The sequence below is a fragment of the Cohnella pontilimi genome, from assembly GCF_005049045.1.
GTDB lineage: Bacteria > Bacillota > Bacilli > Paenibacillales > Paenibacillaceae > Cohnella > Cohnella pontilimi.
Genome location: NZ_SUPK01000002.1, coordinates 1 through 12880 on the forward strand (window position 1 = coordinate 1; position 12880 = coordinate 12880).

Genomic DNA, 12880 nt, shown 5'->3' on the forward strand with positions numbered 1-12880 from the left:
CATAAAGCGACTGACAGTTCCCACTGATTATTATTTCTGACTGAATAGTGGGCACGTCATCACTCCCTTAAATCTCTTTTGGATTAGATTTTCAAAAATGATTTCAGCAGTTTCAGATAACGTTTTTTGTATTCACGAACCCGAGAACCTTAAGCCCCAACGGGGCGGCCGCGACGCGGTTAGGTTCGCAGGGTTGTCCGCCTGGATCAGCTTCCTTGAAATGCCTCGGGCGGACCGAGCAGCCGCAAGGCTGCGACGCGTGAATACGGTGTTATACGAAGCCCTCTCTTCTAGAAACTGCCTACACTTACGATTTCTTTATGTATTTTATTAAGTTCTTCAAATAATTTTAGTTTAAGTAATCTAAGTTCTTCATTATTTGGCTTTACTTCATCAGAATACATTATATTCCGATCTGTCCACCAAACAGGTGATCGAGGGTTAAATTCATCAAGTCTCCTAGGGAATAAATGCCAGTGTAAATGGGCATCACCATTACCTAACAATTCATAATTTAATTTATGTGGTTTAAAAGCGTAATATACAGCTTCAGCAACTTCACTCATTTCTAATAGGAATTTCTGTTTAAAATTAGAATCTAGAAAATGCAATTCGTGTTTATGTTCTTTACATAAAAATAAGGTATATCCGTGGAAATATTGATGATCACCAATTACAACATACCCTGTCTTAAGTTCTGCAACGAAATAGGGATTTAGCCCTCGATTAATCAACTTGATTCGCTCACAAATTAAACAATCTTCCATAAGAAACCTCCATTCAAAGTTCTTAGAGGGTTTCGTATAACGTCTCTCGTATTCACGAACCCGAGAACCTTAAGGTCACGAAGTGACCGGCCGCGACGCGGTTAGGTTCGCAGGGTTGTCCGCTGATCCACTTCCTTGGAAATGCTTCGAGCGGACCAAGCAGCCAACAGGCTGCGATGCGTGAATACGGTGTTATGTGAAGTTATTGCCTTCATTGAATATGCTTAGATATCAGCTGTCATTTCCTTGATTTACGAATTTATGAACTTCCTTAACTTCTTTAAGGCACTTGTTATCTCGTCATCAAAGCAACCCCAAACTAGCAAAATCATTCCGCCAATTATCATGATTACTGAATAATATGTAGCTGTTGCTCCACCCATTTCATTCAAAGCAGTTCCAAGTCGTCCTGGCGGAGTGCTCCAACTTCCTAATTTGGAGGCGTGATATGCTGCCGGAATATGTATCCCTAGGTATAAAATAATTCCACAAAATAAGATGATTCCTCCTGCAACTATCTTCTTCAAGTCTTTCTCATCTCCTCAAGGTGTACTCGGTTCGAAAAATATTGCAATAATTTCACATAACGTCTCTTGTATTCACGAACCCGAGAACCTTAAGCCCCAACGGGGCGGCCGCGACGCGGTTAGGTTCGCAGGGTTGTCCGCCTGATCCAGCTCCTTGAAATAGCCTCGGGCGGACCGAGCAGCCGAAAGGCTGCGACGCGTGAATGCGGTGTTAAGTGATGTCAGTGCCTTCTTGGAATCCCCTCAAATGTCATTCCGATTTATTATCTTTTTCATTACCGTGTTTAAAATTCCCAGTGATCTTAGCCAATACTAGTTGGATTTCTTTATGATCTTTATTCAAAATTCTTTGAAGAAATTTATCACTTTCTTTTCCAGATAGTGTTGTGACTTGCTTTCCCTTCCAATAAATAAATACTTTATTGTTTTTCGTTATTTTATAAGTGAAGACTTCTTCACTTAGTCTATTTCGTTTATCTATGTTACTGATAGGAACACTTCCAATCGTATGATAGTGAAATCAAAAAGAAGTTTGATGAATCTATTTAGTTTATGATCTTGCTGAAAAATTGATTTGGAACTTGCACTGATTTCACTTAACGTCTCTTGTATTCACGACGCGACCCGGCCTTAGATAGCACTTATCTTAGGCCGGGTCGTGTGTTGTCTGAGTTACTTCTTTGAAACTGCATCTGACAACCAAGGGCCGTAAGGCCCGCAGCGTGAATGCAATGTTAGATGAAGTTCCATCTTCCATGAACCATCCCAATTAATCTTGTCTTAAAAAATTAACAAATACGAAGTCGTCTGGGGAGTTGAAGTATTTTTTTATTATTTTTCCGCCCTTATCATTGCGTAAATTAGAAAGAAAGGCCATTGTATACCTTCGCTCCAGCTTGGTAAAGTGCTTGTTAGCTTTTTCTATATGAGAGAGTATTTTTCCCAGTGACTCTTTACGATGTTTCTCAAGGTAATCAGAGTGATCTATTAAATAGTTCATGCAAATACATCGTGAATACCACTGATATTCACGTTGGAATGATTCGAAATACCATCTCACAAAGAAATCTATGTCTTCGTCATTCTGCGAAATACCTGATAGTAAATCCAAAATGAAGTATTCTACATTTGGATAGATGCTACCTTTACTCTTTAGGTATTCAATTAGATCATTTCTTAATTCGGGATAAGTTAAAATCAACTTTTTAAAAAACTTCAACTTGTCTTTTTTTAATCTAAAAATAAACTTTGGATTTTTTACAATTGAATCTAAGAAAGCTCTCGAATTCTCAAGATTAAAAAAAATATCTACAAAACTCTTATCTTTAGAAGTGATGATCTGAAGAATATAAAATGCAAGTGAAAACCATCGTCCATGCTGTTTTTCATGAAGATCGAGATACATCTCAAACAAAAAAGGAAGGTCTTCTTTCTTCGAAAACATAATCTCCCATTCATTGAACTTCCAGTGGTCGGTGAATTCTTGTACATCAAAGAACTTTAATTTACTCTCACTTATATGCAATTTTAATTTGCTTAACTCAAATGATACTTTTTGTACAATTCTCAACCCATCGTCATAACTTCCTAGAAAACAAAACCACATATCGTCCGCATATCTTGTATAGGTAAAAGATTCGTTATTACTGAAATACTTTTCTAAATAGTTGGTTATTTCAGAATCAAAACTTGAGAGATAAAAATTTGAAAGCAGACGAGACATTTCACCAACTTCTTCTTGCGGAATACCCACATTTGAAGGAGTGTAACCAAGATCGCGTTTGTCTGAAAATCTCAAGAAGTTAAATAATAAATCAATTATTTTTGATTTCCCAATAACTACGTTTCTGACCTTGTTTTCAAGAATATCTAAGTTTATATCATCATAGAAATGTGCAATATCGATATGAATGTAATAATCAAAATTCTTTTCAGATAACCTTTTTGCTAGCTTTTGATATTCGCTCCACTCTTTTCGGAAATTGTTTACCGACAGCCCGTTTTCATACTCATAATTAATTCGTAGTTTATTCAAATCTTCTTCTCGCAAACGAAGTTCTGGCGTAAATCTAAAACCGCCATATACAAATTTATTTTTTTTTATTTCTTCTGAAAGTTCTTTTTGTAATTTTTTCACACAGTAATAATAAACGCTCGTATCTCCAAGAGAATATAATTTAATTTTTCGCAGAATGCCTAGAGACTTTGGGGAGAAGAAGTAATACGGCTTCATAAAGTTATATTCGAAGTTATTTATTTCTCTCCCTAATTCATTTATGAATTCATCCTTTTTAATATCTTTATAATTAACAATATCTTGAAAACTCATTTCCTTAGTGAGATGATCCCAGAACTTCTTATCAATACCTGTCTTAAAATCATTTATATCAAGCACCAAAGTTTACTCCACCTTGTTGATTAAAGAATTTGTTAATTCTTTTATTCAACAGTTTCTGACAAATACCTTCAAGATTGTTTTATTTGATACTTAGTAATGTTTTTATGGAATTTCATCTAACGTCTATCGTATTCACGACGCGACCCGGCCTTAGATAGCTCCTATCTTAGGCCGGGTCGTGTGTTGTCAGAACCATCTTCCATGATTATACTTCTGACAACCAAGGGGCGTAAGCCCCGCAGCGTGAATACAGTGTTATGCGCAGTACAAACCATCCCGATTAAACTAAATTCTTCTTTTTCAATGTTCTGATAACTGCATGGTAAGTAGCTAAATAAAAATGAAACATCCATGAATACCATATATTCGTATCATAATTTTGTTTTTGATTTGGGTTGTGATGTCTTAAGCTGAAGTTGTTAGCTATTTCAAAGAGTACACGTTCATCCTTGCTATCAAGAGCTTCTGATAATTTCTCAGTTTTCTTTAACCATTCGAAAACATCTGCAAGTTCGATAACTGCTTGCTTGCGCTCACTTAAACTTAAATGTCGATTCTTCCATTTCTTTATTGCATTCTTTACTTTTTCATCGATGTTAGAGAGATCATATTCTGGAACATCAGCTTCTAAAATTTCCTCTAATCCATGCTTTCCCTTTGCTAATATCTCACCGAAGTGAGTCAGTTCAAAGCCTTGACCATAATCATTAATTATTAAATTAACCGCGTCTCTAAACTCTTCTTTCCCGGCCTCTTCATCATATCCAACATAATCCAGATAATTATATCCTGAATCAGAAGTAAACCATCCTTTTTCACCAGGTTTGGATACGTGAATATAAAGAAACTCGATTGTGTCAAATATATTTTCTTCAGTAACTTCATGTTCATCCCACTTTGTAATTGGGAATGGCATGAATTTGATTTCAAACATTGCTTTATGATTAACTTCATCAGGAAAAAATTCTGAAGTGATATTCAGTCGTTCAACAAAAAAGTCCTTATTTCTGAAGTATGCAAAAAGACTCTGCAATTGTAGATACATCTGGAAAACATCAATTGTTTTCTTCTTATTCCTTGATGAATAATATAATCGTTTCATTTAATCTCACCTGTTGATAAATTAGATAGCAATATTTTACCATGGAATTGGTTTGTATTGCGCATAACGTTCTTGTATTCACGAACCCGAGAGGCTTAAGGCGACGAAGTCGCTGGGTGGCTTCGCCACTTAGCCTCGCAGGGTTGTCCGCCTGATTCAGCTTCCTCCGAAATCCTACGGGCGGACCGAGGGCCGAATGGCCCGATGCGTGAATACTGTGTTATGTGTAGTTCCTGCCTTCAGTGAAATACAATCAAAATAATCCTTATTGATTAATTTATCTCTCATGGCTATTCATATATCTTTCCCATGTATAATATTTGAGCACATCTCTTCCACGAATTATCAGGTTTTTCATAGAACTCAAGCCCATTTATTGATGCCTTTCCCCAATCATGAATTGCTTCGAGAAATGATTCTATTGAGTTGTTCTCCCAATCACTATTCTCTAATCTATCTTTATGTAATTCATTAATAAAATTCAAAAAAGTAATTTCATCAGTAACATCATTCACTAATTCAAACAATGTCTTTTTCATTTGAGGTTTCTCCTTCCCTTACATAAAGTCGCGAGAACCGCGACTAAACAAAAAATGAAGTATGATCTTTGATGCACTGCAGGAATTACACATAACGTCTTATTTGCGAAGTTCGTGAACATCATGGATCCCGCGGTATTTCAGAAGTTCGCGAATAACCATGAATAGACTGGTATTTGCGTGGTTGCTACTTTTGCTCTCCCACATCGTCCCTGCCTGACAGAAGCCGATCCAAGGGGCTGGTGATGCGGCGCACATCTTTTACTGCCACGTGGGTGTAGCGCTCCGTCGTTTTGGAACTCTGATGCCCCAGCAACTCTTGGATATAGCGTAGATCCGTCCCGCCTTCCAGCAAATGCGTGGCGAAAGAGTGTCGCAAAGAATGAACGCTAATGTCCTTTACTATTCCTGCGTCAGCCGCCGCTTTTTCGAACACTTTTTATACGGTCCGCTCTGTCAAATGACCCTCGCCATTCTGTCCTGGGAACAGCCAACCACTGCCGGGGCGATATTTTTTCATCGTTCTACATCAAAGTCCGTCATTTTCAACCGAACCACTTCGCCTACTCGCAGTCCGGAAGAATAGGCGATGTACATAATCGCCCGGTGCTTGATATTCCGAATAGCGTCCAAGAGACAAAGCACTTCGGAAGCCGACATTACGTTAGGCCGTACATATTCCAAGCCATCAGTGTGCTGCCTCGAAACATACTTCATATAAAACTTGATGGCGCTGATCGCTTGATTCACATAGGCATGCGATTTATTCTCTGAGAGCAGCCGATGACAATAGCGGTTTACCCAATTCCTTTGCGCGTTCGCCTGTTCCTTCAGCGTGAACCGAAATCCATTCTCGCAACCAATCACACTCGGCGAGCAAAGCTTCATCCACCTGAGTGTTCTGGATAGAAAACAGCTCGAGAAACAATTGAACATTCGACAAGGTATAAGAAAAAACCCATACTTTCTCTTTCGGAATCCATCGGCTTCCTTTAAACCTGCGGGCTGAATCGACCCATTCCTTCTTGTATGGAAATTGTAATGAAAGCCACTGCTCATCGCGTTTGGCCAACCGTACGAGCATGATCATTCTCCCCCATCTTATCAGACAACCCTTATTCTGGAAATAAAAAAGAGACCTCATTCGTCTCATAAAGAGACAAAATCAGCCTCGATGCTTTCGGAGCGTATAGCCGAATCATATCACCGATATCACAGGTTCGTCAAAATCCTATTCTTTCCCTTGGGCTTCAGCTAGAGTAAAACATGCAAACATGCTTTACTAGAGCGAGTAAGCCACGATACCAGCAATACCGGCTAGAGTGACCATCACTCCACCAAATCGCGTCGAAAATACATACAGACTTGATGGCTCAGTAGCGTCACTCGATTTCCAGCTCTCCGTTATGGTCCATATCATATTAGGTCGGATTAACATAAGGACACCCACGAGAACCAATACAACAGCTAAAAATATCATAAGCTCACTCTCCATCCAATTTAAACTTGGCAATCTTTTCTCCCCAGGGGGCTACGATTCTCCCAGTTTCAATGATCCCCGATGGTTACCCAGTTAGCATTCCGCAAACAAAAAATCCCGCACTCTCGGATCGTCCATCTCTGGAGCAAAGCGTCCTCTGTGCGGGAATTCGTGCTGTGTTATCTATGTTAACTCTCATCTTATCAGACAAATGCAATTCCGGAAATGGAGAGTCTTTTCTTTCCTTGAGGCTTCCGCTAGAGTAGGTGATATCAGCGAAAATGAGAGGATCTATCCCATGAAAATAAATCACGGCAGCCAACGAACCCGGCTTATGCTGCTTAGCGCGGCGACGATACTGTATTGGGCTTCCATGTACATTTACGTGCCGATTCTGAGTCCGTATCTAGAAAGCAGGGGATTGTCAGTCGGCTGGATCGGCTTCATTATCGGAAGCTACGGCATTACGCAAATTGTGGTGAGACTGCCGCTCGGCTTGTATTCGGACGCGATGCGGAGACGCAAGCCTTTTCTCATTGCGGGGTTGTTGGCGGGTGCGCTCAGCTGCGTATTGTTCCTGTTGCCCGGGACATGGGGCGGCCCGCTGGGTGGAAGATTGTTGGCCGGACTTTGCGCTTCCGCCTGGGTACCTTTCTCCGTCCTGTATGCTTCCTATTATCCTCAAAATAAAACAAGCCAAGCGATGGGGACGCTCAGCTTCCTTACCGTGTCCGGGCAATTGGCGGGCATGTTGGGCAGCGGTTGGCTGACGGAAGTCGGGGGATGGGATACGGCTTTTCGCACAGGGATTGTACTTGCTGTCATCGGGATTCTGGTCGTTCTGCTTGTCCATGAACCGAAAACCGATTCGGCCGCAGCTTCTACCCACGAGTCCCGCCTTGACCTTAAAGCTATATTCCGCTCCGCCACCCTATGGAAAGTATCTTCGCTTTCCGTGTTGGCGCATGCCATTCTGTTCATCACGATGTTCGGTTTCACGCCTCTTTACGCGGTGAAATTGGGCGCCAATGAAGCGCAGCTCACCGGCATCGTGGCCTCGTTCATGATCCCGCACGCCATCGTGTCGCTGATCTCCGGCCGAATTCTCGCTTCACGGTTCGGAACGAAACCGCTGCTAATCATGGGATTCCTCCTCGCCGGTGTTTGTACCGCATTAATGCCGTATTGCCAGTCCCTCGGATGGTTGGCGGTTACGCAGGGCTTTAATGGCGCCGCGCAAGCTCTTTATTTTCCGCTTCTGCTCGGAATGGCGATCCAAGGCTTCCCTGGAAGTCTTCGAGCTTCCGCCATGGGCTTGTTCCAATCCGTGTACTCGGTTGGAATGTTCCTGGGTCCGTATTTGGCAGGCGCGCTGAATGCGATGGGTGGTCTGAAAGCCGGGTTCCTGTTCGGCGCCGCCCTCGGAATCGTCGCAGCCATGCTGGCCGCCGTCTTTTCTCGGCGGCCGTCAGCCGTACAACAAGAACACTCCCGCTATGAAAGCCGCGCCAGCAACTAAGCAAGTGTCCGCCCATTTCCACATAAGCCTTGTCCCGCGGGTCGGGTGAACGTCCTTGCGCACACCTCGGCTTTCCAAAGCGATCGCCACATCATCTCCGAGCCGGAACAAAGCCAGAAGTAATGGCAGACTGACGCCGCGAAGCCTCCTGAAGAGGACGAGCGGCGTTTTTGCCGTTTCTTTGCCTCGTGCCAGGAAAATCCGCTTGAACCGTTCCCATTCCACCAATAACTCAGGGACAAACCGGATCAATAACGTGACGGTGAGCAGGAACCTTTGCCAAAAGCTTGAGGTTCTTCCCCTCCATGACACGAGCTGTTCCAACGATCTCCTTAGCGAAAGAGGCGTCATGACCAGCGGCAAGCCCAATCCGATCAACATGACCAATAAAGTGCGCGTTAAAGGAAACAACGTTCCGACGAAAGCTTCTGTGTCCCACCACCGGCCATCGCCCGTCTTAGCCACTGCAGCAAAGCCGGACATGAACAGCATGAAATACACGAAGCTGCCAATCACCCCGCGCCATCTCGCCAGCGAGACGTGACCGGCCCACAGCAAGGACAGCACAATGACTGCGCCTACAGCCAAGCTGATCCAGTTAGACAAAGAGAATAATCCGGCCGACACCAGTGCGTAACCGAGCCAAACCGCCCGCGGGTCGAATCGGGTTAAGCGGTGTGCGGAATGTCGACGGGCCCGTTCCGAAAATGAAGGGTTTACACTAAGCCGCTCTTCTCGATCCGCAAGCTCCCTATTTCCTGGAAAATAAACACTAGGAATTCCAGCCATGACCTCAGCAGCTTCCGCCGGATTCCACAACTTGTGCAGAGACACGCCTGCACAATATGCCTCTCTCACCGGCCACAGCCATCCGGGTACCTGCATCCCGGCTTCCTCCAACCATTCCGGATGCGCGACCAATTCCTCCGGCTTGCAGCTTCGGATTTCGCCGTTCATGTACACAAGGAGCACCTGATTGGCGAGCGGCAGCGCCCATTCGGAATCGTGGGAGATGAGGACAATTCCCCGTCCTTCTTTTTTCAAATCGACCAAATGTGCCCCGACCCGCTCGTGTCCTTCCCGATCCAGCCCGGCTGTTGGCTCATCCAACAGCAGCCAAGGAGCGGGGGTGACGAACAAGGAAGCCAGCGCCGTACGGCGGCGTTCCCCACCACTCATGCGAGCTGGGTCCCTAGCCAACCAAGAACCGTCAAAACCAACCGCGGCAAGCGCTCTTTCCATCGCCTTGCCTTGATCCGCAGCCTGATCTGCATAAGGTCGAAGCGAATAGGCGAGCTCTTCTTGGACTTTTCGGGCAAACAAGGCATGCTCCGGATTTTGCGGTGCATATCCATAGCTAAGAAGCGCCGCGCGATTTAATCGCGATCCCCGCCAAAGCTTTCTCCTCAGCCAAAGCGGCTCACGCCCATAACACACCGACAAATCCTCGGGATCCCGCAATCCGGCCAGCTTCTCGAGCAACGTCGTTTTTCCGGCGCCGTTCGGCCCCATGACCAAAGTCAATGTGCCGGGTAACAGCTCCACTTCGCCAAGTTGTTCAACATCTTCGCCGGATCCTCTTCGAAGTCGCATGCCGCTTATGTGAAGTACCAACCGCCTGTCAGACATGGCTTCGCTCCGCATTCCCCCACACCTCTCGCCATTCTTGCTGCGTCACAGGCAGCAAGCCGGACCACCGGCCCGCTCTCTTCCATTGAAGCGCCAACGCCGACATATACGGCAGCCGCAAACCGCAGGATTCACAAGGGGTCAAGCCATCCGGATTCTCCTCATCGCCATAAAAAAACGCACGAACGAGCCCATCATAGATCACCCGGCCATCCGCCATCGCGATGACCCGGTCTCCCGGCATTAATTCATCCAGCCGCTGGGTGACCCAGACGATGGCCGTTCCTTGTTGATGCAACTCACGCGCCAGTCCAAGAACAACAGCCCGGTTCGTTTCATCCAGCATGGAAGCGGCCTCATCGAACACGATCAACGGGGCGCTGCAAGCCGCTGCCGCGGCCACCGCGGCGAGCTGACGCTGTCCGCCCGATAAACCCTCCCAGCGTACATCCGCCAACTCCAACAAACCGGTCATACGCAGCGTTTCTTCTGTACGCCCGGCGATCTCGTGCGAAGGAACCTGTCGCCACTCCAAGGCGAACAGCACTTCTTCCCGCGGCGTTTCGCCGAACAGCTGCGCTTCGGGCCGCTGCAAGACAATCGGAGAAGCCGACTCCCCGGCGAATCCCCGTGATAAGCTTCCAGCGCTGCCTTCCACATATAAGCCCGCCAATATTCTGGCCAGCGTTGTTTTTCCGCTTCCGTTGACGCCGACGACATTGAGCCATTCACCTGGATTCAATGACAGGTCCACGTTGTCCAACAGCGCAGCAAGATCTCCGGCTTCATTCGTCACTGCCACCGAAACGCCGTCCAGCAACAACGGATCCCGCACAGGGTCTGCGTTCGCGGCCATCGAAAAATCCCTCTTCCCAATCCCGACTTTCTCGTGCTACAATCCGTATGAATTGTTAACCACAGTTCGATATCTAGGTTAACATTTGAAAGGAGATCTGACAATGTCAACGCAATCCCCAGTTTCCTCCCCCTCGCCGCAATCGTCCGCGGCAGCATCCAGCCAATGGATTCGGGGCATCGTCTTCACCGCGCTGTTCAGCGCCCTGTTCATCACCGGAAGCTTCGTGAAAGTAAATCTCGGTTTCACCGTCCCCTTCTCGCTGCAGACGTTCGCTGTCATGCTGGCGGGAGGTTTTCTTGGCGCCGCTTACGGATTTTGGAGCATTTTCATCGTCGTCGCCCTGACGACACTCGGCCTGCCGCTCATGAACGGTGCGGGCGGATTTGCACAAGTATTCGGCCCGACAGGCGGTTACATATGGATGTTCCCGGTTGCCGCTTTCCTCGTCGGCTGGGCAAGCGATCGGCTGTTCACCGGCCGCTCCAGACTGAATCCGGTACGGATCGTTCTGCTGCTGCTCGCCGTGTTCGTTTTCGGGGTCATGCTCGTCTACGTCACCGGCGTTCCATGGCTGGCACACGTCTCCGAGAAGCTGGATTTCCAAGGCGCGGTGGAATTCGGCATGGTCAAATTTCTGCTCGGCGACACGATCAAAGCGGTTGCGGCCACGCTGGTCATCGCGGCTTTGCGTCCGGTGCTCCCTGCCATTCGGCCATCCAAATAATCGAGTTCCACATCACCAAATCAAAGGGGCTCCCCGCGGGAGCCCCTTTCTTGCTTACAGCGCGCGTGTATAAATGTCCGCGATATCCTCGAGCGTAAGCGTGATGAACCGGCCGCGAGGGCCGAACGTCGTTGCTTTCCCCGCCATCAGGATCAGACGCGAATCATCGATGTTGTAATCGGACAGCCGTGTCGGAGCGCCGATGGAGCGCCAGAAATCCCGCAGCGCTTGAATCCCTTCTTTGCCGACCTCCAGAGCGCTTCGCCCTTCGGGCTTGATCCCGAAAACATTTTCAGCCAGCTGAGCGAACCGTTCCGGATGCTTCTCCACCGCCACGTCCATCCAATGCGGGAACAAGATCGCCAATCCGCCGCCATGTGGAATGTCATATACGGCCGACACTGCGTGTTCCATATCGTGGTTCGCCCAATCGCCGGTTACGCCCATCGACAACAAGCCGTTCAGCGCCATCGTTCCGCAGTACATGATGATGCCGCGAAGCTCGACATTTTCCAGATCCTCGACCAGCTTGGGCGCCGTTTGAACGATGGCCCGCAATATGGATTCGCAGAATCCGTCCTGTACCGGAGCCATCTCGTCGTGATGAAAATATTGTTCGAACACGTGCGACATCATATCCACGATGCCGTACACCGTATGTTCTTTCGGAACGCTGACCGTGTACGCCGGATCCAAAATCGAAAATTTCGGAAACGTATGCGGACTCGCGCTCCAACCCATTTTCTCCTGCGTCTCTTCGTTCGTAATAACGGATCCGGCATTCATTTCGGAACCGGTGGCAGCCAGCGTAAGCACGGTTCCGATCGGCAGCGCTCCCTGCGCGGAACGCTTGTGGCTCACCACATCCCAGAAATCTCCGTCGAATACGGCAGCCGCCGCAATCGCTTTGGCGCAGTCGATAACGCTGCCGCCTCCAACCGCCAGCACCCAGTCGATGTTATGCTCGTTGCACATCTGCGCGCCTCGACGAACCGTGGAAATTCGTGGATTGGGATCTACGCCGGACAGCTCCAACACTTCCGCTCCGGCTTCCTTCAAGGCGTTCATCACCGCGTCATACACGCCGTTACGCTTAATGCTTCCGCCGCCGTAGAGAAGCAATACCTTGTTCCCGAGACGCTTGGTTTCCGTGATCAAATGACGAATTTGGCCTTCTCCAAAATACAGCCTCGTCGGATTCTCATAAATAAAAGGTTTCACGCGATTCCACTCCTTCTTTCCATACGACTTCCCGTATCATATCATGAGCCAAAATCCGGAAACAACTTGAAGCCAATATGAAAAAGCCGCGCACGAGGCGCGGCGGTTCACTCCG

Annotated in this window: 14 protein-coding genes; 2 read left to right on the top strand and 12 right to left on the bottom strand. The window is 46.8% G+C overall.

Annotated features, from left to right (window positions below):
* Positions 1 to 290: 290 nt before the first annotated feature.
* From E5161_RS04010 to E5161_RS21335, 9 genes are all read right to left on the bottom strand, one after another.
* On the bottom strand, positions 291 to 767 hold the full coding sequence (locus E5161_RS04010) for an HIT family protein (RefSeq protein ID WP_136776435.1): 477 nt from the start codon (positions 765 to 767) through the stop codon (positions 291 to 293).
* A 251-nt stretch (positions 768 to 1018) separates the two neighbouring features.
* Positions 1019 to 1294, bottom strand: coding sequence for a hypothetical protein (locus E5161_RS04015; protein ID WP_136776436.1), 276 nt, complete (start codon positions 1292 to 1294; stop codon positions 1019 to 1021).
* Between the two features lie 250 nt (positions 1295 to 1544).
* The gene (locus tag E5161_RS21055; protein ID WP_136776938.1) at positions 1545 to 1784 is read right to left on the bottom strand and encodes a hypothetical protein; all 240 of its coding nucleotides are present in this window, start codon (positions 1782 to 1784) and stop codon (positions 1545 to 1547) included.
* Positions 1785 to 2063: 279 nt separating this feature from the next.
* Positions 2064 to 3689, bottom strand: coding sequence for a reverse transcriptase domain-containing protein (locus E5161_RS04025; protein ID WP_246042121.1), 1626 nt, complete (start codon positions 3687 to 3689; stop codon positions 2064 to 2066).
* 283 nt (positions 3690 to 3972) lie between these two features.
* On the bottom strand, positions 3973 to 4794 hold the full coding sequence (locus E5161_RS04030) for a hypothetical protein (protein ID WP_136776438.1): 822 nt from the start codon (positions 4792 to 4794) through the stop codon (positions 3973 to 3975).
* A gap of 290 nt (positions 4795 to 5084) precedes the next feature.
* Positions 5085 to 5333: a DUF7660 family protein gene (locus E5161_RS04035; RefSeq protein WP_136776439.1), complete on the bottom strand. Its 249-nt coding sequence runs from the start codon at positions 5331 to 5333 to the stop codon at positions 5085 to 5087.
* 187 nt (positions 5334 to 5520) lie between these two features.
* On the bottom strand, positions 5521 to 5769 hold the full coding sequence (locus E5161_RS04040; RefSeq protein ID WP_136776440.1) for a tyrosine-type recombinase/integrase: 249 nt from the start codon (positions 5767 to 5769) through the stop codon (positions 5521 to 5523).
* 327 nt (positions 5770 to 6096) lie between these two features.
* Positions 6097 to 6417: a hypothetical protein gene (locus E5161_RS20680; RefSeq protein ID WP_169306571.1), complete on the bottom strand. Its 321-nt coding sequence runs from the start codon at positions 6415 to 6417 to the stop codon at positions 6097 to 6099.
* Positions 6418 to 6615: 198 nt separating this feature from the next.
* Positions 6616 to 6828, bottom strand: a complete 213-nt coding sequence (locus tag E5161_RS21335) for a DUF6199 family natural product biosynthesis protein (RefSeq protein ID WP_342773842.1) — start codon at positions 6826 to 6828, stop codon at positions 6616 to 6618.
* Positions 6829 to 7111: 283 nt separating this feature from the next.
* Between E5161_RS21335 and E5161_RS04055 the strand changes: the two genes are divergently transcribed.
* Positions 7112 to 8332 carry an MFS transporter gene (locus E5161_RS04055; protein ID WP_136776443.1) on the top strand — a complete coding sequence of 407 codons (1221 nt, stop codon included), beginning with the start codon at positions 7112 to 7114 and terminating at the stop codon, positions 8330 to 8332.
* Here E5161_RS04055 and E5161_RS04060 read toward each other — a convergent pair.
* Together E5161_RS04060 and E5161_RS04065 are read right to left on the bottom strand one after the other, a co-directional pair.
* Positions 8282 to 9961 carry an ATP-binding cassette domain-containing protein gene (locus E5161_RS04060; RefSeq protein WP_169306572.1) on the bottom strand — a complete coding sequence of 560 codons (1680 nt, stop codon included), beginning with the start codon at positions 9959 to 9961 and terminating at the stop codon, positions 8282 to 8284. The two genes, E5161_RS04055 and E5161_RS04060, sit on opposite strands and share 51 nt — an antisense overlap.
* Positions 9954 to 10817 (bottom strand): energy-coupling factor ABC transporter ATP-binding protein, encoded by an 864-nt coding sequence (locus E5161_RS04065; protein ID WP_136776445.1) that lies wholly within the window; start codon positions 10815 to 10817, stop codon positions 9954 to 9956. The genes E5161_RS04060 and E5161_RS04065 overlap by 8 nt, the downstream gene beginning before the upstream one ends.
* Before the next feature lie 103 nt (positions 10818 to 10920).
* Here E5161_RS04065 and E5161_RS04070 point away from each other — a divergent pair, with 103 nt between their 5' ends.
* Positions 10921 to 11544 (top strand): biotin transporter BioY, encoded by a 624-nt coding sequence (locus E5161_RS04070; protein WP_136776446.1) that lies wholly within the window; start codon positions 10921 to 10923, stop codon positions 11542 to 11544.
* A gap of 54 nt (positions 11545 to 11598) precedes the next feature.
* Here E5161_RS04070 and E5161_RS04075 read toward each other — a convergent pair whose 3' ends face one another.
* On the bottom strand, positions 11599 to 12765 hold the full coding sequence (locus E5161_RS04075) for an iron-containing alcohol dehydrogenase (RefSeq protein ID WP_136776447.1): 1167 nt from the start codon (positions 12763 to 12765) through the stop codon (positions 11599 to 11601).
* Between the last annotated feature and the right edge of the window lie 115 nt (positions 12766 to 12880).